Genomic DNA, 20503 nt, shown 5'->3' with positions numbered 1-20503 from the left:
CTGAATGTCGCGACTGACGGGACCGGGAGACGGCCCGGAACAGGCCATATCGCCAAGGCCGATACCAACTGGAAGAAGATCCGCACGACCGCGGCTACGGATCTCTGACAGGTTCGCCGGTTCACCCGGCTGGCCAGCAAACAAAAAGGGCGGCCCGAGGCCGCCCTTCGTGGATTGAAATCAGCAGAAGCCTGGAGGCCTAGGCTGCCGCGTCGTGCAGACGGTTTTCAAACGCAAGGTTCTTGGTCAGCGGTGCCAGGGTCTTGGCAGCAGCCAGCACAGCCAGATCGGCCAGCGGCTCACCCAGGATCACCAGCATGTAGGCAACGCCGAAGGAACCGACGGACGCCATGTTCTCGGCGCCAAAGCCCTGACCGTAGAATGCCCAGAAGGCAACCCAGCCGACGATACCGGCCTGGAACGTGGTCGAAAGGGCCAGAGCCTGAGCGTAGGAAACGTCAACATAGGCGGTCTTTTCCGGAATGATCCGGTTGGCCAGAAGGCTGACGGCCCACAGCGGCACAAGCAGCGTGGTGACGTTGATGCCGTACTGCGGCAAATCGAAAGGTGCAAAAAACGCACCCTGAAGCAGAAGCCCCGCGGCCAGACCGATGGCGGCCGGACCGGCACCGAACATCAGGAACAGGGTGGAGCCCAGAATGAAGTGAACTTCGGAAACCCCGACCGGATAATGCGGCAGAATTTCAAAGAAGCAGAAGACGGCGACCGTCGTGATGACGGAGCGTACGGCCAGGCTGAGAACGCCGCTCTTGCGGATCGTGTCGAGCGCCATTTTGCCGAGAAGGCCGAAGGAAGCAGCTGCGGTACCGTAGCTGAGCACAATTTTGGCACCGTCGACGATGCCCGGTTCGATATGCATGTGTTTCTCCTTTGCGCACCCTCCGTGCGCGAGCAGATGTTGTAAACCGGCCCGAAGGGACCGCTGGATGGCAGGTTTCCTGGCTCGCGAGTCTCTGCACCGCCCGCCTTCCCGGATATCTCCAGTGGCTTGAAGGGCTTGGCTCTTCGCTTACAGTTGCGGGGGCAGCCACGGTCTTGGTCCCTGTTGGGTACGCCTCACCGTGTTCCCATTTCATCCGCCCTTACGCTTGTTCGGGCGAAACCATCACATGGAGGCATTTTTGCAAGGATTGGCACTGCACAGCAAGCGAATTTTCGCCATATTTGCTCTGAAAGCGACAATGCACATCAATTTTGCCGCCAGACCAACACAGACGAAATGTCAGGAACCTCCCGTGGGAAAACCGCGAGCAGGCCCTCGACAACGCACTTCTGAAGATCACGGCCGCCGCCGTCTTCGGTGTGATCACCGAGACCAGTCGTTCGGTTGAACGGACATGGATCACAACCTCAGACTTGTCGCGGATGGATACTTGTGAAAATCTTCGAGGATGTTGAGATCGATTCCCATGACCGTTCTAGCGGTATCCCTCCTCGCCGCCACAGCCGCACCCGGCTGGGCTGCGCCCGAAAAGCTCTTCGGCGCCATCAACGAGCGCCTGTCGTTCATGCAGTCGGTTGCTGCCTGGAAGGCGGATAACGACAAGCCGGTCGAGGACCTGCCAAGAGAAAAGGTGGTTCTGGAGGCAGCCCGTGCCAAGGCTGTCGAGAACGGCCTGTCTGCCGACAATGTTACCCTGTTTTTCCAGGCGCAGATCGATGCTGCAAAGGATATTCAAACCTGCTGGATCGACAGGTGGAACGACGGCGAAGCCCGTCCGCAAAACGTTCCGGACCTGATCAAGGACGTCCGCCCGGAACTGCTTCGCCTCGGCAACGACATTCTGACCTTGCTTGCGCAGAGCCCTGTCGAAGCCTCCGACAAAGAGGCCTTCACAAACGCGGTCACCGTGGAATGCCTGTCCGATGATGCCAGGAATGCCCTGTTTGAGGGCCTCGTGGACGTACACGAGTAGGCATTCGCGTTCGAAGTCTGCTGGCGATGGCTTTCATTGATCGCCAGCAACTCACGCAGTCACGCGACAGACGATTGCCGCTGACGCCGCTCACCAATCTCAGAGACTTGGCGGCAGATACGCACGCCCTTTCAGCTGCTTGCGTTCAGACCTCGCACCTTAGTCGGGGTTAAAATTCGACCAGTCGGTTGGACGCTCAGACTTTTGCAAACGTCTCTCTTGCACGCAATTCCGATCTTGGGAAATGCCAAAGGAGACCATGTCTCCGGAGCCGGTGGCCTGCGCGCACGCTAGCAGGACACCACGACTGCCTTTCCAGCCCCAAACTGAATCGGCGCATGGCCTCTCCATGCGCAAAATCCGCATTGACGCATAGTATTTTTGACATTGTTGGTTTCTTGGTAACTTTTATGGTTTGTTGTTAAGGGATAACAACTATAAATTGTTTAAGTGACGCGAGTACCGGATTCTTCTTCTGGATTTTTCTTGGATTTTTCGGGGTAGCAATGAAACTCTCTTCTACCGAAAAGACTGAGACAGCATCGGACCGTAATACTGAAAAATCTTCAGGAAACGGCGATTTATGGACTGATCCTGATAGTTCACATGGCTCCTTCCGCGCATCATTGAGCCTTGCCGTTTTCGGCTTCGACGATCCGGCAGCCGTATACAACCAGATGAGCGAGGAACAGCTGGCGGTGCTTGATCGCCGCTTCGCAACGGTGTGCGCCGTGGCAGCCTCCGAATTCGGCGGCAAACTGGTAAATTTACCAATGGGGCAGAAAGTGCTGACGTTCGGTGTTCCCGATCCGCACGAACTCGATGCAGAGCGGGCGGTGCTCGCGGCCCAGAAGGTTCTCCGCAGTTTCGAATGGAGCAGTTTCAAGTGCCCTGCTCGCTTGAGATGCGGCATTGCAAGCGGCGAAGGCTTCATCGTTCTCGATAGCGGCCCAAACATGTCTCCCCTGGCTGTTTCCGGTCCCGTTTACGACAAGGCCTCGCAACTGGAACAGCATGCACCGGGAAATGTCCTGCTGGTCTCGGCAGATGCACGGGCGCTCTTTCGCAGCAACTTCATGGCGCGAAAAGTTCAGCTCGGCACCGAAGAGGAAATCGCCTGGGAGGTGTCGCCGGCAATCGTTCCCTCTACGCGGTTCGACCCGCGAGACCAGGATCCGAGGCTTCGTTTCTTCATGGGCCGCATGAAGGAAGTGCGCCTGCTCGCAAAAAGCTGGGCGACGTCGAAGACAGGACTAGCGCAAACCGTCCTCATCGAAGGCGAGCCAGGCATCGGCAAGTCGAGCCTGATGAGCGCCTTCCTGAAAAAAGTACAGACGGACCAGCCGCTGGTTCTCAATTTTCTCGGGTCCGCCCACCACAAGCGCACACCCTATTTTCCGGTTGCCCAGGGTCTGTTTGCGTTTCTGGGGCTCAAGGGCATGCAAAGCCCCTCGTTGCTCAGCACCGTCATTCATAATTTTCTGAATGACCTTGGGCTCGAGACCATGCGCGACAATGCCAACCTGCGCGCTATTCTCAAAAGCGACGGCATCGAAAGCCACGTTCCACAGGTGGAGGTCGCAGCCGACAATCCCGTCGAGACGCTCATCGCCTGTTTCAGGCGGCTTTCGGACGTCAATCCGGTCATTCTCGTTTTCGAGGATGCGCACTGGATGGACCCAAGCACGCTGAAGCTGATTGACGCACTTCCGGGCGCCCTCGGCCACAGCCGTGTCCTCTCCCTGGTCAGCACACGCGCCGGCACCGGACCGGAAAAACTTCCAGGTTCAGCCGACGCCATCTGCCGGCTGGATAATTTGCCAGAAGCCGAGGCAAGGGCGCTGGCCGACTTGCTCCGGCCCTCCGATATGACGGATGCGCAGTTCGATACCATCGTCCACAGGAGCGACGGCATTCCCCTGTTTCTGGAAGAGCTGATGAATATCGCCGCCGAACGCGGCAGCCATTTCTTCGAACGGGGGCCGGAAAATCTTATTCCAGCATCCTTGCGGGAAACGCTCGCAGCGCGGTTGTCGCATCTCGGCGGCAACAGGGACATGCTGCTCCTGGCCGCTGTCATCGGACGCGAATTCAACATCTCTCTGCTTTCGGCCGTTACCGGAGTGCTCGAAGACGAGTTGGCCATCCAGCTGGAGGCCTTTCAGCGCTCCAACCTGATTTACCCGGTCGGCACGCCCCAGCATGGGCTGTTCGAGTTCAAGCACAGCCTGGTTCAGGATCTGGCCTATCAATCCATAGAACCCGGTGCGCGCAGCCGGTATCACGCACGAGTCGCCGAGGCGCTGACCGAAACCTCGGAGCGCTATCCACCGGCTGCCCCAGAAGTCATTGCCCGCCATTTTCAGCATGCCCGCAACGTCCCGGCCGCGCTCGACTATCTGGAGGTTGCCGGCATCGAAGCCGTTCGCGTTGCCGCCCATCGGGAGGCGGGACGCTACTTTCAGAAGGCTCTGGAATTGGCACAGGATATCGGTGACGAGGCGGAGAGAGATATCGCTGTCAGCCGCTTCCTGCTGCTGCTCGGCCCCCAGTTGATCACCAATCACGGTTTTGCCTCCAGCGAAGTTGAGGAGGTCTACGCCCGCGCGCGCCAGCTGACGGTGAGTGACACCGGCTCGCCTGAAATTCTGCAGATGCTCTGGGGCCTGTGGGGCGCACATATCGTCAAGGCCGACCTTGCCTTCGCCAAAACGCTCAGCGCGGATTTTCTGCGGATTGCGCGGGCGAGACAGAACGATCTGGAAATTTCCGCCGGCCTCTATATGACCGGTGTCGGAGCCTTCTATGTTGGCGATCTGGCGAAGGCTGAAAAGCTTTTGTTGAGCTCGGTCGAAGCTGCGCTGGCGGCTGATTTCGACGAGATGATCACCAAGTACAGTCTGGATCTTGGCATATTGGCACGGTCTTATCTGAATTGGTGCTACGCCCTGATGGACCGCCCGGACGACATGCAGAACAACGCGCTGTCGCTGGAAACCGCCGCCCTCCTGTCCGATCACGCGTTCTGCCAGGCTTTCAGCAGCTGTTTTCTGTCAACCACCCACAATTTCCTGGGAAATTCCGCAGAAGCCGAGCACCACGCACTGGCGGCGGCCGCTCTCAGCCGCGAGCAAGGTTTTGCCCAGCAACTGGCACAAGCCGACATAAACCTCGGCCGAGCCCAGGTCACGTCGGGCAATCCTTCCGGACTGGAAAGAATGCTGGACGGCTTGAAAGCCTACCTCGAAACGGGTGCGGTGCTTGCCCGGCCCTATACGGAAGCATGGATTGCGGAAGCACAGCTCCAACGGGGCGACCTCGAAACCGCCGTCAACAGGCTCATAGAAGTGCGCAGATTCACGCGCCGCTCCGGCGAACGTTATTATGACGCCGAATTGCTGCGCCTGTCCGCGCTTGCCGCAAAAGCAACGCGCCCGCATGCCCGGCATCTGGTCGGCACGCTTCTCGGCAAATCCGCCAGCCATGCCCGCCGGTCGGGAACCGATCTGCATCTCTTGAACCTGAAGCCTCATCTGGCCGGTTTCTCTACGGTTTAAGCCCCAAGACGCGGATAGATTTGTCCGACAAATCACCAAATTTAAATCAATAGCTGTATATTATAAAAAAGCACCAAAAAGGTGCAGGGCTATTGATGGGGCAAACATGACGATACAGACACTGGTGAAACATGGCCTTCTGATTGAAGGACACATGATACGCGACACCGCGCAGTTGAAGCTTGATCTGACGGACCTTGCCGGAGACGAGCACAAGGAAACGATCGAGGGCCGACTGGCTGACGAGATCATTTCCGCTTCGGCCGCACAAACCCAGCTGCTCGAATTTCCCTCGCTCCAGCATTTCTGGGAAAATCTGCTGTTCCGGGTCGGGGCCGTCGCTTCGATGACAGGCCTCACCTCCGGGCTCTACGACTGCGATTATTACGACCCTTCGACCGGACCGGAAGCAAGGTTGGGGACGACGGACGATAGCCGCGTTTCCAGATACTGGGCGTTCGAAACGCCGGGTGGCACCGACGCTGACTGGCAGCAGGTTGTCACAGAGGAGGCCCTGGACGCCATCCTGCCAAAACAAAGGCACACGCTGCCCTTCCGCGGCGAATGCGCGGGAGCTTTTCAACTGACTGTCTTCTGGGGCCTTCTGAACGGGCTCGGCTCGGAGCGGTTCAGAGAAATCGCAAACCAGTTCGGCACCATGCTGGTCGGCCCCTGGACGGACAATCCGGCAACAGAGTTCATGGCCAACAAGGCATCGCTGCAGGATCCGCCGATCCCGGGCGACTACATGTACTTCAGGAACAAGGACGATTACCTGGACTGGGCGCCCGACGGATTTTGGCAGGGGCTCAACGCCATGTACATGGGCCAGGACATGCTCGGCAAACGGCATTACTCAGGCATGGGGGCAAGCTGGCTGAGCGAACAGAACCTGCGCGCCTTACTGGTCAATGCCTATTATCACGACTGTTATCCGCATATCGTGCCCTGCCCGATGTCGGAAGTCCGGTTCACGATCCGACGTCTGCTGCAAATCCCCTCGTCAATCACCAAACAGGCCCTGCCCTTGAAGTCCGCTGACCCTGCCCGGGGCACCGTCCCGACGATCACCACGCTCAAGGCTGGTGGCTACGAGGCCATCGCCCGGGATACCTATGAGAACCAGCGAACGACGGTCTGCGAATGCGCGACCCTTTTCGGCATCACCGCGCTCAACCTGCACCAGCAGCAAAGCTCAGGCCTGGAGAACCCGGCCTCACGCTTCGACGCTCCCGGGGCGACCGTCGTGCTTACCTATCATGACCCGGAAGCCGACCGCCGCGACCCCGCCGCTGTCGTCAGGGTCCTCGTGAAGCTGAAATCCGGATTGACTTCGGGCTGACACACGGCAACCCGGCCTTTCCCAGTGACCTGTCACGGGAAAGGCCGGCCATCCGCCAGACGACAGAGGGTCTCATTCGGTCGATGAGACCGATTGCCGTTCTACAAATGCACATTCACAGGCACTCTTTTGGGCAAGAGGAACAATCCTGGGCGGGAGGCGGAGGACATGACCGGAAAGACCCAACACGATTCCTGGAGCGCTGGTCGCAGCTACGATCATTACAGGGGTAGATGGAGCCGATTGATCGCCCGTGAGTTTGTCTCCGGGCTCAACGCCCCTGCCGGAGCGGACTGGACCGTTCGCTTGCAGCAGCTTTGAAGACGCGGCTCATCTGTTGCTGACTTTACAAGCAAGACCAACAGCGAGCAGTGTGAGCACACAACACACACCAACCGGATAAAGCAGCGTAGAAGCAGCCGCCTCCCGATACAGTGCCTCACTGCGCGCCCCTGCCAGGCCATGAAAGAAGATCTGGCCCTGCACCGCGATACCCAGTGCCATACCGATTTGTTGAAAGGCCTGCAAAACCCCGGACCCCGCACCGGCATCCGGTCCGGAAACACGCGACAGCACGAGCTGGAACAACGCTGGAATGGTGGCCCCTGTTCCAAGACCGACAATCAGGAACGGCACCACCAGCAGGCTCGCGGGGGTGCCTTGGGAAATTAGCAGTCGCGCCGCAAACAATCCGCAAAAAACCGCCAGCATGGCAAGGCTGATCCGTGCCGCCTGATACCTTGTGCCAAAACGGCCTGTCAGCGTGGAGGCGAGAATGACACCCACCGGATGCGGCGCCAGGATGAACCCGGCCATCATCGGTGACAATCCTAGGCCCGCCTGCAGGAAGAGCGCCATCATGAAGAACAGTCCGGCAAGGCTGGAAAAGAACAGCGCGACAAACGCGACACCGGCAACAAACACCCGATCCCTCGTCAAAACGACTGGCAGCAGCTGGGCCCGGCCGAGACGCGCCTTGCGACGCTGCAACCTGTAGAACAGCACGGCCAGAACAGCGCTCAGACCCATCAGGGCAAAACACCAGACCGGCCAGCCGAATTGCCTGCCTTCCACAAGAGGAAAAACCAGCGCCAGCACTGCGACAACAAAGAAAAAAGTCCCGGCCCAGTCCGGCGTCACCCGGTTTTCGGTTTCAAGTTGCGGCAAAAAGCGAAGTGCACCGGCAAGAGAAATCAGCCCGACGGGCAGATTGATCAGGAAGATGGGCCGCCAGCCCAGCCCGAAGAGGTCTGCAGCCACGATTGCTCCACCGAGCAGCGGCCCCGCCACGGCCCCAAGGGCGCTGACGGAGCCGAAGAGACCGATGGCCTTGCCTTTTTCCTCTGCCGGGAAGATCACGTGAACAATAGCAAGCACCTGAGGCACCATCATCGCCGCACAAAGCCCCTGCAACGCCCGGCTGGCAATCAGGAAGGTGATGTCGGGTGCCAATCCGCACGCCAGAGAACTGACGGTAAACCCGGCAACACCCCAGCGGAACATGCGCCCCCTGCCGGCAACATCCCCGAAACGGCCGAAGGGCAGCAGACCGGCGGCAAAGGCCAGCACGTAGACGACCAGCACCCATTCCAGCTGGGTGTCCGTGGCCCCGAGCCCCTGCCGGATTGACGGCAGCGCCAGATTCACCACCGTTACATCGAGAATATTCATGAACATGGCAAGGTAGAGCGCAACGAGCGCCGCCCAGCGATTGGGCCTCCCCCCAGCCGCGCCATCGAACAAAAGGGACATCCGGAACTCCTGAGTGCGCGTGAATTCGATTTTGTTACTTTTAAAGTCACAAAACAGCGCACGTCAATCTCATGTACCTCGAATTGTCACGTAACCGAATCCGGCATAAGGTTTTCCAAACGGAGACATTGATGCGAACCGACAGCCGATTGCCCCGCGTGCTTCACGTGCTCCTGCATCTGGACCAGACAGAAGACCCCGTAACCTCCGACCAGATCGGGAAGATGCTCAACACCAACCCTTCCCTCGTCCGGCGCACCATGGCGGGGTTGCGCGATGCCGGTTTCGTTGGCGCCACCAAGGGGCATGGCGGCGGTTGGGTGCTGTCCAGGAGCCTGGACAGCATCTCGCTGGCCGAGGTCTATGCCGCCCTCGGCTCACCGCAGCTCTTTGCCGTCGGCCAGTCCACCGACGCCCCCAGCTGCCTGCTGGAACAGGCCGCCAACCTGGCCACCTCGTCGGCGCTGGAGGCAGCGCGGGAGACATTTCAGGAAAAGCTGGGGCAAGTGACGGTGGCCGATCTGGTTCGGCCCCACGCACAGGTAATCCGGCAGCATCAGGAAACGCTGTAGTTCCGAATTTTAGCCGCAAACTTCGGGCAAACTGATCGATATTGCCTGGGGACTTTTGAAGCGTCATCCAGAGCAAACCGAACAGCCCTCTTGCCTCGCAGCGCAGCATTGTATACAAGCGCACACAATAGAAATCCGATACAACATCTATCGTAGAGATTTCCGTTTCGCCTTCCCCACTTCCAGACACGCGAGGCAATGCGCTCCATGGCAAAGATCAAAGTCGACAATCCGGTCGTCGAGCTTGACGGCGACGAGATGACCCGGATCATCTGGGCCTTCATCAAGGACAAGCTGATCCACCCCTATCTCGACATCGATCTGCTCTACTACGATCTGTCGATCCAGAAACGCGACGAGACCGACGATCAGATCACGGTCGATGCGGCCAACGCCATTAAGGAACATGGCGTCGGCGTCAAATGCGCCACCATCACGCCGGACGAAGCCCGCGTTGAGGAATTCGGCCTGAAGCGCATGTACCGGTCGCCCAACGGCACGATCCGCAACATCCTTGGCGGCGTGATCTTCCGCGAGCCGATCATCATGCAGAACGTGCCGCGCCTGGTGCCGGGCTGGACCCAGCCGATCATCGTTGGCCGCCATGCGTTTGGCGACCAGTACCGCGCCACCGACTTCCGCTTCCCCGGCAAGGGCAAGCTGACCATCACCTTCACCGGTGATGACGGCCAGGTGATCGAACACGAGGTCTATGACGCACCGTCCGCCGGCGTTGCCATGGCGATGTACAACCTCGACGACTCGATCCGTGATTTCGCCCGCGCGTCGTTGAACTACGCGCTCATGAGAAAAGTGCCCTGCTACCTTTCCACCAAGAACACGATCCTGAAAGCCTACGACGGCCGCTTCAAGGACCTGTTCCAGGAGATCTTCGAAGCCGAGTTCAAGGACCAGTATGCGGAAGCCGGCATCTGGTACGAACACCGGCTGATCGACGACATGGTCGCCTCGTCGCTCAAGTGGTCGGGCGGTTACGTCTGGGCCTGCAAGAACTACGACGGCGATGTCCAGTCCGACACCGTTGCCCAGGGCTTCGGCTCGCTCGGCCTGATGACGTCCGTGCTGATGACACCGGACGGCAAGACGGTGGAAGCGGAAGCCGCCCACGGCACGGTCACACGTCACTATCGCCAGCACGAGAAGGGCGAAAGCACCTCGACCAACTCGATTGCCTCGATCTTCGCCTGGACCCGCGGCCTCGCACACCGAGCCAAGCTCGACGACAACCAGGAACTTGCCCGTTTCGCGCACACGCTGGAAAAGGTCTGCATCGACACGGTGGAATCCGGCCACATGACCAAGGATCTGGCCCTTCTCGTCGGTCCGGATCAGGCCTGGCTCACCACCACCGGCTTTCTCGACAAGATCGACGAGAACCTTGCAAAGGCCATGGCTGCAAGCTGAAGCGCTGCCATCAAGGATTGAAAAAACAACACCGCGGACAGTGTCCGCGGTGTTTTGCGTTCCGGCCCAAAGGCAATCAACCGATTGTCCCCGTCCCCTGCCCGCGCTAGACTCGCCTGGCCGGTAGCCAGAGGAGAGGACGGGTGCTGACAATCCGTGAATTGAAGACACCTCTGATCGGCCCCATTGACCTGACGTTGCAAGCAGGGGAAGCCGTGGCGATTTCAGGTCCGTCCGGCGCCGGAAAATCGTTGTTTCTCAGGGCCATTACCGATCTTGATGAAAGCTCCGGGCATGTCGCTCTGGATGGCAGGGAACGAGAATCCATGCTGGCGCCGAAGTGGCGCCGCAAGATTGCATATGTGCCAGCCGAAAGCGGCTGGTGGGCAGACCGCGTTCAGGATCATTTCACTGAAACCGCGGACCTTTCTGGCCTCCTGCAGCAGGTCGGCCTTGCCGATGCACGCTCATGGGAAATTGCCCGCCTTTCAACCGGCGAGCGCCAGCGCCTTGCCCTTGTGCGCGCGCTCCAGGCCGCACCGCAGGTCCTGCTTCTGGACGAACCGACGTCCGCCCTCGACCCGCCTTCCGTCACGCTGGTCGAAACGCTCCTGAAACAGCAGCTTGAGGCCAATCGCGCCCTTCTGATCGTCAGTCACGATCCCGGTCAGCCGGAGCGTCTTGGCGCACGGCACTTCATCATGGACAAAGGCTGCTTGTCGGCCGCCCCCTGTGAGGAGGCCACCGCGTGACTGGCTATCTCGCCCTCAGTTACTGGGACCTCGTGGCAGCCTCGGTGTTCCTGCTTCTGAACGCGGTGTTTTCCATCGTTCTGGATCTCGGCCTCACCCGCACGCTCATTGTCTCGGCGCTGCGCATGAGCGTGCAGTTGATTCTGGTGGGGCTTGTGCTGAAGGCGATTTTCTTTGCCGGATCCCTGCTGTGGACGCTGCTGGCCGCTGCAGTGATGCTTGCCTTTGCCGCGCGTGAGATCTGGGCCCGGCAGGACCGGCGTCTATCGGGCCTCTGGGGTCCCGGCCTTGGCGCTGCGGCCATGCTGGTCGCAGGGACCCTTGTCACCGTCTACGCGCTGGCAGGCCTCATCCGGCCCGATCCTGTCTGGTTGCCGCAATATGCGCTGCCGCTTTTCGGCATGGTGCTCGGCAACACCATGACCGGTGTCAGCCTCGGCCTCGACACGCTGCACACCTCACTTGCCCGTGGCCGCCGGGAGGTTGAAGCCCAGTTGCTTCTGGGGCGAACCCGCTGGGAAGCGACACGGCCTTTCGCCCGGCAGGCCCTGCGGGCCGGCTTCACGCCGATCATCAATGCCATGGCTGCCACCGGTGTGGTGTCCCTGCCCGGCATGATGACGGGCCAGATCCTGTCCGGTGTCGATCCGCGCGAAGCGGTGAAATACCAGCTCATGATCATGTTCCTTCTGGGCGGCGCGACTGGCCTCGGCGTCCTTGGCGCCACCTTCGGCAGCCTCTGGCGTATGACCGACACCCGCCACAGGCTGCGCCTTGACCGTCTGAACGGAGGCTCACGATGATCGAACTCTATGGCGCCGACTATTCGGTTTATGTGCGCTCCGCCCGTCTGGCGCTCATCGAAAAGGGCGTCGCCCATGAGCTTCGCCCGATTGACGTCTTTGCCGCTGGCGGGCCACCGGCGAGCTATCTCGAGCTGCAGCCGTTCGGCAAGATCCCGGCGCTGAAGCATGGTGATTTCACGCTGTACGAAACGGCGGCCATCCTGCGCTATATCGACGAAGCCTTCGACGGGCCGCCACTCCAGCCCGGCTCTCCTCAACTGCGGGCGCGGATGGCTCAGTTTCTCTCCATTCTCGACAATTACGCCTACAAGACCCTGGTTTGGGACATCTATGTGGAACGGGTATCAAAGCCGCGCGAAGGTGCGTCGGCAGATGAGGTCAAGATCGCTTCGGCGCTTGGCCCAGCCCGGACGATTATCCAAGCGCTGGAAACACTTGCCGCCGATGACGGATTTCTGTTGGGAGACCAGCTAACGCTTGCCGACTGCCATGCCGCCCCGATGTTGGCCCTGTTCGAAAAGACCGATGAAGGCGGGTTCCTGCTGCGCTCAGCGCCCAGGATGTCCTCATGGCTGGGGATGTTTCAGGAGCGCCGCAGTTTCAGTCAGACCGAACCCGCCAGCCCCTGACGACCGCACAGTGGACGCCGTGCCAGACCCGAAGGCAATACCAGTCACTCATGTTAGTCTTGATACTTGCCGTCGCACCCACGGCACCTTGGGAAAGGTGGCAAGACACCATTGAATCATTTTCTGAAGAAGGGGATTTTTTGATGAAATTTCAGAAAGTTGCGATTGTTTTCTTGAGCAGTCTTCTCTTGATGTGCGTCAGTTTGGCAGCATCGGCACAAACCGTCCATGAACCTGCGCGCGGCACAAGCGAACGCAAGAACATACTCGACGCTGTGCGCCCGATGATGGAAGCAAGGGTCGGTCCGCCGGTCGAATTCGTGGTCAACTGGATGCGCTCGGGTTATGGCTGGGCCTTCGTTCAGGTTTCTCCGCAACGGCCGGGCGGCGGCGTTATTGACCCGTACCGCACGACCTTTGCTTCGCAGGCGGAATATATGGACGGTCTCGTCACCTATGCGCTGCTGCGCTACCAGTTCAACCGGTGGAACCTGATCGATTTCGCCGTCGGACCGACGGATGTCTTCTGGCAGGGCGACCCGCTGTATGCCCAGGTGCCCCCTGGCCTGACACCCTACTGACAGGTCTAACGCTCTGGTTCCTTTTCTGAAGTGGAAGCGTCTTTCAGGCGCTCCTCTTCGCTGTCTGGCTCGTCTGTATCGTCGTCGTCTTGCGGCGTGCTGTCCTTTTCAAAGAGTTCAGGCTCCTGGTCCATTTGCTCGGAAGAGGCAAACACGCCCGCCTGCTGCAATTCCTCTTCCGCCAGTTCGCCCAGCACGCGCTTGCCCGCGGCCACACGGTCGCGCGCTTCATCCATGATCTTCTTGGCCAGCTTCTCGTCCTTGTCCATCAGGTGCTTCAAGGCTTCAGCCTCAAGCACCAGAAGCTGACAATCCTTGTAGGCCACCACCTTCGCGGTACGCGGTGTCTGGTTGATCAATGCCAGTTCGCCGAAGAAGCTGCCCTCTCCCAGAAAGACCGTGTCGTGCTGCAAGCGAATTTCAACCTCGCCGTCGGCGATGAAATACATCTTGTCGGCAACATCACCCTTGTCGGCAATGGTGCCGCCCTTCTGTACCCGGAGCGACTGCAGAAGCTTGGACACTTCGGCGATCTCGGTTGCCTTCAGATCTTCAAACAGAGGCACCCGGGCAACCATGGACCAGGTAACGACAAAATCACGGCTATGGATTTCACGGGCAAAGGCCGAGGCAATGATACCAACCGGCAAGGCGATGAGCCCGTAGCCCATCAGCATGACGATGCCCGCCACCATCTTTCCGAGATTGCTGACAGGCACGACATCACCATAGCCGACGGTTGTTACCGTGGTGATTGCCCAGTAGATCCCATGCAGAATGCTGCGAAACTTTTCCGGCTGGTCGTCCTTTTCGATCAGATACATCACGGTGGCAGACAGCAGGATCACGCCGAAGATGATCATGCTCGACCCGAGCAACGCCCGGCGCTCGTTGCCAACAGCGGAAATCAGCGACCGCAAGGCGGGCGAATAGCGCGCAAGCTTCAGGAAGCGCAGCAGCCGCAGGACGATGACCATCGTGACCGCCTGATTGGGCAGAAACAACACGAACAACAGCGGCAGGGCCCCGATCAGATCGATGATCGCGTCCGGCTGGATGGCATAGCGCAGCCTGGAAAACACAGGCCCGTAGCGGCGCAGTGGCGGGTGCAGATCGGCCACGTAAAGACGCATGATATATTCGGTCAGAAAGATAAAGCCGCTTGCGAATTGAACGAAGCGCAACTGACTGCTGAAGAGATCGCGAATTTCCGGCACGGTTTCCAACACCGCAAACAGGATGTTCAACAGGATCAGCGCGATCAGAAGCTGCTTGAGCACGCGCGCGCCGATGCGCCGTTTGCCTGTGTCCTCAAGCACCTCATAGAGCGCTCGTTTGAATTCCTGGCCGGACACCAAGCCCCCCGTTTTCGAATTTGCTCGCTTTTTCATGAATAGCGGAAAGACAGGCTACGACAAAGCCCTGCACACCGACAGCCCTTCTTCCGTCGCACGAAGCTGTGCATAGGGGAGAAAGGATCATGACTGGGTTGATGCACCGCAGGCCTCATCTTCAAGGATGGCCAAGCGAAAGCGCGAGCCGGGACCGGGGAACCACAGGTCTTTCGGTGGTCACCTGCTGACAGCCAAAACTCGCAAGCTCCCTGCCCCCGGAATGAGCAAACGCCCTGAACACACAAGGGCGACCCCAAGGGAGCCGCCCTTTTCAATCTTCAAAACTGGAAGGAGCGTCAGAGCCCGGCCAGATGAGCCTCGATCGCGGCAATGGCCTGATCGGCCTTGGCACCCTCCGGTCCACCGGCCTGCGCCATGTCGGGCCGTCCACCACCGCCGCGGCCCCCAAGGGCTTCCGATCCGATCCGCACCAGATCCACGGCGCTGACCTTGTCGGTCAGATCCTGCGTGACAGCCGTCACGATGGCAGCCTTGCCGTCTTCTGCAACGCTGATCAGAACAACCACACCGGACCCGAGCTGTGTTTTGGCCTCATCAGCCATCCCCTTCAGGTCTTTCGGGTTGATACCTTCAACGACGCGGGCCATCAGCTTGAACGATCCGACCTCCTTCACAGGCGTGCCCCCGTCGGCTCCGCCGCCCATGGCGAGCTTCTTCCTGGCATCCGCCAGTTCGCGCTCCAGCTTCCTGCGGTCTTCAACCAGTTGCGCCACGCGGGCGGGAACATCGTCGGCGCTGATCTTCAGCAGGCTGGCCAACTCCCGCATGCGCTTGTCCTGCGCATCCAGATATTCGCGAGCCTCAGACCCGGTCAGTGCCTCGATCCGGCGGACACCTGCCGCAACCGCGCCTTCGGAAACCAGCGTCACCAGGCCAATGTCGCCGGTGCGCTTCACATGGGTGCCGCCGCACAGTTCCAGCGAATAGGGCTTGCCCTGCTTGGGACCATGAAGCGCCGTTCCCATGGAAACCACACGCACTTCGTCGCCATACTTCTCCCCGAACAGGGCCATGGCCCCCGCTTCGATGGCATCGTCAACGGCCATCAGGCGCGTGTCGACCGGCGCGTTCTGCAACACGATCTCATTGGCAAAGCTCTCGACCGTCGCCAGTTCCTCATCGCTCACCGGCTTGGGATGCGAAAAGTCGAAACGCAGGCGCTCCGGCGTCACCAGAGAGCCCTTTTGCGCCACGTGATTGCCAAGGACCTCGCGCAGGGCCTCATGCACTAGGTGGGTGGCCGAGTGGTTGGAACGGATTGCCGTGCGGCGGGAATGGTCGACCTTCAGTTCCAGGGCAAGTCCCGGAACCAGCTCACCTTCCTCAACGGTGACGGAATGTACGAAGAGGCCATCTGCCTTCTTCTGGGTATTCGTCACGGCCACCTTGACGCCATTGGCCAGCATCCAGCCGGTATCGCCGACCTGACCGCCGCTTTCGCCGTAAAATGGCGTCTGGTTCAGAACCACGAACCCGCTTTCACCGGCAGACAGCTTGTCGACTTCCTTGTCGTCCGCGGCAAGACCGGCAACAACACCTTCAGCCGTTTCGGTTTCATAGCCGAGGAAATCCGTCGCGCCGTGTTTTTCCTTGAGTGCGTACCAGACAGCTTCCGTAGCCGCGCTGCCCGAACCGGACCAGGCCGCACGGGCTTCCGCCTTCTGGCGCTCCATCGCCGCATTGAACCCATCGATATCGACAGAGATATCACGCGTTCTGAGCGCATCCTGGGTCAGATCCAGCGGGAAGCCGTAGGTGTCGTAAAGCTTGAAGGCGGTTTCACCGTCAAGACGGGTGCCGGCCTCAAGATCTTCCGTTGCCGTATCGAGCAGGCCGAGGCCGCGCTCCAGCGTCTTGCGGAACCGTGTTTCTTCCAGCTTCAGCGTTTCGGTGATCAGGTCTTCCGCGCGGCTCAGTTCCGGATAAGCACGGCCCATTTCGCGCACCAGCGCCGGAACCAGCTTGTGCATCAGCGGTTCACTCGCCCCCAGAAGATGGGCATGGCGCATGCCGCGGCGCATGATGCGGCGCAGGACGTAGCCACGCCCCTCGTTCGAGGGTAGCACGCCGTCGGCGATCAGGAAGCTTGTGGACCGCAGATGGTCGGCGATAACGCGGTGGCTGCCCGTGGCCTCACCTTCCGCTTCAACGCCCGTGGCATTGACAGACGCCGCGATCAGCGCCTTGAAGAGGTCGATGTCGTAGTTGTTGTGAACGCCCTGCATGACAGCGGCGACACGTTCGATGCCCATACCGGTGTCGATGGACGGCCGCGGCAGGTCGAGACGCTCTGCCGGCGTCTGTTCGTACTGCATGAAGACGAGGTTCCAGATCTCGATGAACCGGTCGCCGTCTTCCTCCGCAGAGCCCGGAGGCCCGCCCCAGATGTGGTCGCCATGGTCGTAGAAGATTTCAGAACAGGGACCGCACGGTCCGGTATCGCCCATGGTCCAGAAATTGTCCGATGTCGGAATACGGATGATCCGGTCTTCGCTCAGCCCGCCGATCTTTTTCCAGAGATCGAATGCCTGATCGTCTTCGGAAAAGACGGTCACGAGAAGTTTCTCTTTCGGCAGACCGAATTCCTTGGTGACAAGGTTCCAGGCCAGCTCGATTGCCACGTCCTTGAAATAGTCACCGAACGAAAAGTTGCCCAGCATCTCGAAGAAAGTGTGGTGGCGTGCGGTGTAACCGACGTTGTCGAGATCGTTGTGCTTGCCGCCGGCGCGCACACACTTCTGCGCCGTGACCGCGCGGGAATAGTCGCGCTTTTCCAGTCCGGTAAACACGTTCTTGAACTGGTTCATGCCCGCGTTCGCGAACATCAGCGTCGGATCGTTGCGCGGTACCAGCGGCCCGGACTCGACCACTTCGTGGCCGTTTTTGTTGAAATAGTCCAGAAAGGCAGAGCGGATTTCATTTACGCCGGTCATTCGGATCTCGCATCGGTCACAGCCCCGCAAATGAGGGCCTGTTGATAATCTTGGGTGCGCGGGATCTGGCTCGCTGATCCGCGCCGGAACAGCCTTTTAACTTTGACCTCCAACCCTGTCCAGCGGTTGCAAGGGCCCGACGCTACGGAAACCCGCCACGATAAAGGTAATTTTCGCATTGCGGGTTGCAGCAATGCACCGGTCACCTGCCCGGGTCCCGCCTGACGTGTTCGAATTCCGGTCGGCCCAGACATCCCAAAGCAAAAGGCCCCCTTCCGGAGTACGGAAGGAGGCCCTTGGAAGACCGGACAAACGTCCGGAGCTCACGTAAGTGGCGACTGGAAGCTGAGGATCAATCCTCTGCTTCTTCCGCTGCTGCCTCGGGATCGATGATCGCTTCAGCGATCAGACCGGCGTTCTGGCGGATCGCCAGTTCGATTTCTTCAGCAACTTCCGGATTGTCCTTCAGGAACTGCTTTGCGTTTTCCCGGCCCTGGCCGAGACGCTGGCTGTTGTAGGAGAACCAGGCACCCGACTTTTCAACGATGTTGCCCTTGACCCCAAGATCGACCAACTCGCCCATCTTGGAAACACCTTCACCATAGACGATGTCGAATTCGACCTGACGGAAGGGAGGCGCCAGCTTGTTCTTGACGACTTTCACGCGGGTCTGGTTGCCGACGACTTCGTCCCGGTCCTTGATCGCGCCGATGCGGCGGATATCCAGACGGACGGAGGCATAGAATTTCAGCGCGTTGCCGCCTGTGGTGGTTTCCGGGGAGCCGAACATCACACCGATCTTCATACGGATCTGGTTGATGAAGATCACCATGCACTTCGACTTGGAGATGGAAGCGGTCAGCTTGCGCAGTGCCTGGCTCATCAGGCGGGCCTGCATGCCCGGCAGACTATCGCCCATCTCGCCTTCAAGCTCGGCCTTCGGCGTAAGCGCGGCAACCGAGTCGATGACCAGAACGTCGATGGCGCCGGAGCGAACCAGCGTGTCGGCAATTTCCAACGCCTGCTCACCAGCATCCGGCTGGGAGATCAGAAGATTGTCGATATCGACGCCAAGCTTGCGCGCATAGATCGGATCCAACGCATGCTCCGCATCGATAAAGGCACAGATACCACCCGTTTTCTGGGCTTCGGCAACCGCATGCAGGGCAAGCGTCGTTTTACCGGACGATTCCGGCCCGTAGATCTCAACGATACGCCCGCGCGGCAGACCGCCGATCCCGAGCGCGATATCAAGTCCGAGAGACCCGGTCGAGACGGCCTGCACCTCAACAACCTGGCCCTGGCCCATCTTCATGATGGAGCCTTTGCCGAAGGCGCGTTCGATTTGGCTGAGCGCTGCGTCCAGCGCTTTTGTCTTATCCATCTGGCTGCTTTCTACGAGACGAAGTGTACTTTGCGACATGGCTTACGCTCCTTATTCCACGATGGACGTGCCGTTTCAATGAGAGCTTTGTACACATTTTGTTCTCATTTGACAAGATGGCAAAACCGATTGGTATTAAAATAGAAATGACTGTTTGTTTCCAATATGTTCTCCTTCTACTGGAAATTAGATTACCCTACGTAAGTCTTGCATGGAAACATCCCACGAATAGCGTCTGCACAGAATCACTGTGCCTGCGGCAACCCTGATGCGTGTAGCGTGCAACTTCAGTTAGCACCTGCTCACTGTCACCTGGATGGGCTATCGCAGTTGCAGTCTCGGTTTGCATCACTGCAACAGGAGTACTAGTCGCAGCATTATGCTGAAACCGCATAAAGCCTTTTGCCTCCCCGCAATGCAAAACGCCAATTCTTTGATGTTGCCACACCAAACGCGCATGGTGCGTCTTATGGAACGTTCTTCGATTCCGGCGCGCAATTGATGAATACGATATAATTTCAGATGCAACCGATTAATGTAAGTCTTTACAAATATTAATTATATTATATCATTTCATAAAATTTGTGCACGTTCAAAGTTCAATCAATTAAAATTTGTGGCAAAATAAATATAAAACTTAGTTTTCGGACTTTGTTCAATTTGTTGTTAAATATAGATAGAATTTGAGAGTGTATTATGGGGCGTGGTGTGCAGATTAGGGCGAGAAATGCTAGTTCCGCTCGCAACAGAACCGCTACGAATGCAAGGCAACGACTACAGCATACAATGCAGTCTCGCAGCCAGGCTTTGCTCCGATCTAAGGAGCTAAACAACGCGAGACCATTGAGCAAGGCGGAACTGCAAGCATTGACCAATCCGCGGCGGAGTTCCAGCAAAGTCGATCCAAATTTCAAGGCCTTGCAAGAAAATGGATCTGTTACGGAGTACGTAATGGATCTTGCTGAGCAATATCTTAGCAAAAAACTGGACGAACTGAAAAATGATCCGTCATTATCCGATGGAAATAGTCAGTTACTATTGAAAAACCACCAGGCCACCAAGAGAATAACTAATGAATATGTTTACGGATTTCTTCAAGACGTAGATGGAAACACGATTCACTTTAAAGGGAATAGCGGAATACCATACATTATTGTTTCCGATTTTGAAGAATTGAGGAATTATGTTGTTATCGTGGATGTATTCGCGGTGACTGTTTCAGATAGTAGAGGCGATTTGCCGTGCACCTTTGAAAATCCGGAGGGAGCAAAAATAGTCTTGGCAACGCGACCTGCCCCCATGGCATTGCCGCCAGGAGGATCGATTTTTATTCCGATCGAAGAATTTCTTGGTAGATAGGCTAAATCTCATCGGTTCGACCAATTGAATTTAGGATCGAGAGGCAATGAATTGTCTCT

The 20503-nt window shown here is 58.6% G+C and carries 16 protein-coding genes and 1 riboswitch; of the genes, 11 read left to right on the top strand and 5 right to left on the bottom strand.

All coding sequences use genetic code 11. The annotated features are described in order from the left end of the window. Positions 1 to 199: 199 nt before the first annotated feature. Positions 200 to 880, bottom strand: a complete 681-nt coding sequence (locus FMN63_RS22235; protein ID WP_148586326.1) for an energy-coupling factor ABC transporter permease — start codon at positions 878 to 880, stop codon at positions 200 to 202. 52 nt (positions 881 to 932) lie between these two features. After that, positions 933 to 1143: riboswitch (cobalamin riboswitch) on the bottom strand. 287 nt (positions 1144 to 1430) lie between these two features. Here FMN63_RS22235 and aroQ point away from each other — a divergent pair. From aroQ to FMN63_RS22215, 4 genes are all read left to right on the top strand, one after another. Further along, a complete protein-coding gene (gene aroQ, locus FMN63_RS22230; RefSeq protein ID WP_162530101.1) occupies positions 1431 to 1937 on the top strand; it encodes a gamma subclass chorismate mutase AroQ in 507 nt (168 codons plus the stop codon). 626 nt (positions 1938 to 2563) lie between these two features. Then, positions 2564 to 5494 carry an ATP-binding protein gene (locus FMN63_RS22225; protein WP_162530100.1) on the top strand — a complete coding sequence of 977 codons (2931 nt, stop codon included), beginning with the start codon at positions 2564 to 2566 and terminating at the stop codon, positions 5492 to 5494. 106 nt (positions 5495 to 5600) lie between these two features. Beyond that, positions 5601 to 6836 (top strand): TGL-type protein-glutamine gamma-glutamyltransferase, encoded by a 1236-nt coding sequence (locus FMN63_RS22220; protein WP_148586323.1) that lies wholly within the window; start codon positions 5601 to 5603, stop codon positions 6834 to 6836. Positions 6837 to 7004: 168 nt separating this feature from the next. Beyond that, entirely contained in the window at positions 7005 to 7157 is a 153-nt protein-coding gene (locus FMN63_RS22215) for a hypothetical protein (RefSeq protein WP_205514225.1), read from the top strand. Between the two features lie 9 nt (positions 7158 to 7166). Here the strand turns inward: FMN63_RS22215 and FMN63_RS22210 are convergent, their stop codons facing one another. Beyond that, positions 7167 to 8588, bottom strand: a complete 1422-nt coding sequence (locus FMN63_RS22210; RefSeq protein WP_148586322.1) for an MFS transporter — start codon at positions 8586 to 8588, stop codon at positions 7167 to 7169. Positions 8589 to 8719: 131 nt separating this feature from the next. Between FMN63_RS22210 and FMN63_RS22205 the strand changes: the two genes are divergently transcribed. From FMN63_RS22205 to FMN63_RS22180, 6 genes are all read left to right on the top strand, one after another. Continuing rightward, on the top strand, positions 8720 to 9160 hold the full coding sequence (locus FMN63_RS22205) for an Rrf2 family transcriptional regulator (RefSeq protein ID WP_148586321.1): 441 nt from the start codon (positions 8720 to 8722) through the stop codon (positions 9158 to 9160). A gap of 207 nt (positions 9161 to 9367) precedes the next feature. After that, positions 9368 to 10585 (top strand): NADP-dependent isocitrate dehydrogenase, encoded by a 1218-nt coding sequence (locus FMN63_RS22200; RefSeq protein ID WP_148586320.1) that lies wholly within the window; start codon positions 9368 to 9370, stop codon positions 10583 to 10585. A gap of 143 nt (positions 10586 to 10728) precedes the next feature. Further along, positions 10729 to 11337: an ABC transporter ATP-binding protein gene (locus tag FMN63_RS22195; RefSeq protein WP_148586319.1), complete on the top strand. Its 609-nt coding sequence runs from the start codon at positions 10729 to 10731 to the stop codon at positions 11335 to 11337. Continuing rightward, on the top strand, positions 11334 to 12140 hold the full coding sequence (locus tag FMN63_RS22190) for an ABC transporter permease (protein ID WP_148586318.1): 807 nt from the start codon (positions 11334 to 11336) through the stop codon (positions 12138 to 12140). The genes FMN63_RS22195 and FMN63_RS22190 overlap by 4 nt, the downstream gene beginning before the upstream one ends. Next, positions 12137 to 12772, top strand: a complete 636-nt coding sequence (locus FMN63_RS22185; RefSeq protein WP_148586317.1) for a glutathione S-transferase family protein — start codon at positions 12137 to 12139, stop codon at positions 12770 to 12772. The genes FMN63_RS22190 and FMN63_RS22185 overlap by 4 nt, the downstream gene beginning before the upstream one ends. Before the next feature lie 143 nt (positions 12773 to 12915). Beyond that, the gene (locus FMN63_RS22180) at positions 12916 to 13353 is read left to right on the top strand and encodes a hypothetical protein (protein ID WP_148586316.1); all 438 of its coding nucleotides are present in this window, start codon (positions 12916 to 12918) and stop codon (positions 13351 to 13353) included. A 5-nt stretch (positions 13354 to 13358) separates the two neighbouring features. Here FMN63_RS22180 and FMN63_RS22175 read toward each other — a convergent pair whose 3' ends face one another. The 3 genes from FMN63_RS22175 to recA form a co-directional block, all read right to left on the bottom strand. Then, positions 13359 to 14708 (bottom strand): cyclic nucleotide-gated ion channel, encoded by a 1350-nt coding sequence (locus FMN63_RS22175; RefSeq protein ID WP_209001273.1) that lies wholly within the window; start codon positions 14706 to 14708, stop codon positions 13359 to 13361. A gap of 335 nt (positions 14709 to 15043) precedes the next feature. Continuing rightward, positions 15044 to 17701, bottom strand: coding sequence for an alanine--tRNA ligase (alaS, locus tag FMN63_RS22170; protein ID WP_148586314.1), 2658 nt, complete (start codon positions 17699 to 17701; stop codon positions 15044 to 15046). A gap of 352 nt (positions 17702 to 18053) precedes the next feature. After that, positions 18054 to 19124: a recombinase RecA gene (gene recA, locus FMN63_RS22165; protein WP_148586313.1), complete on the bottom strand. Its 1071-nt coding sequence runs from the start codon at positions 19122 to 19124 to the stop codon at positions 18054 to 18056. An 804-nt stretch (positions 19125 to 19928) separates the two neighbouring features. Here recA and FMN63_RS22160 point away from each other — a divergent pair. Further along, entirely contained in the window at positions 19929 to 20444 is a 516-nt protein-coding gene (locus FMN63_RS22160) for a hypothetical protein (protein WP_148586312.1), read from the top strand. Positions 20445 to 20503: the final 59 nt, after the last annotated feature.

The organism is Stappia sp. BW2, from assembly GCF_008107695.1.
In the GTDB taxonomy this organism is placed as follows: Bacteria; Pseudomonadota; Alphaproteobacteria; order Rhizobiales; family Stappiaceae; genus Roseibium.
This window is presented reverse-complemented; position numbering and strand designations above follow the sequence as displayed.

Excerpts from the sequence above, each read along its gene's own strand:
- FMN63_RS22235 (WP_148586326.1), bottom strand. The coding sequence starts at position 880 with ATGCATATCGAACCGGGCATCGTCGACGGTGCCAAAATTGTGCTCAGC.
- aroQ (WP_162530101.1), top strand. The coding sequence starts at position 1,431 with ATGACCGTTCTAGCGGTATCCCTCCTCGCCGCCACAGCCGCACCCGGC.
- FMN63_RS22220 (WP_148586323.1), top strand. The coding sequence starts at position 5,601 with ATGACGATACAGACACTGGTGAAACATGGCCTTCTGATTGAAGGACAC.
- FMN63_RS22215 (WP_205514225.1), top strand. The coding sequence starts at position 7,005 with ATGACCGGAAAGACCCAACACGATTCCTGGAGCGCTGGTCGCAGCTAC.
- FMN63_RS22210 (WP_148586322.1), bottom strand. The coding sequence starts at position 8,588 with ATGTCCCTTTTGTTCGATGGCGCGGCTGGGGGGAGGCCCAATCGCTGG.
- FMN63_RS22205 (WP_148586321.1), top strand. The coding sequence starts at position 8,720 with ATGCGAACCGACAGCCGATTGCCCCGCGTGCTTCACGTGCTCCTGCAT.
- FMN63_RS22200 (WP_148586320.1), top strand. The coding sequence starts at position 9,368 with ATGGCAAAGATCAAAGTCGACAATCCGGTCGTCGAGCTTGACGGCGAC.
- FMN63_RS22185 (WP_148586317.1), top strand. The coding sequence starts at position 12,137 with ATGATCGAACTCTATGGCGCCGACTATTCGGTTTATGTGCGCTCCGCC.
- FMN63_RS22180 (WP_148586316.1), top strand. The coding sequence starts at position 12,916 with ATGAAATTTCAGAAAGTTGCGATTGTTTTCTTGAGCAGTCTTCTCTTG.
- alaS (WP_148586314.1), bottom strand. The coding sequence starts at position 17,701 with ATGACCGGCGTAAATGAAATCCGCTCTGCCTTTCTGGACTATTTCAAC.
- recA (WP_148586313.1), bottom strand. The coding sequence starts at position 19,124 with ATGTCGCAAAGTACACTTCGTCTCGTAGAAAGCAGCCAGATGGATAAG.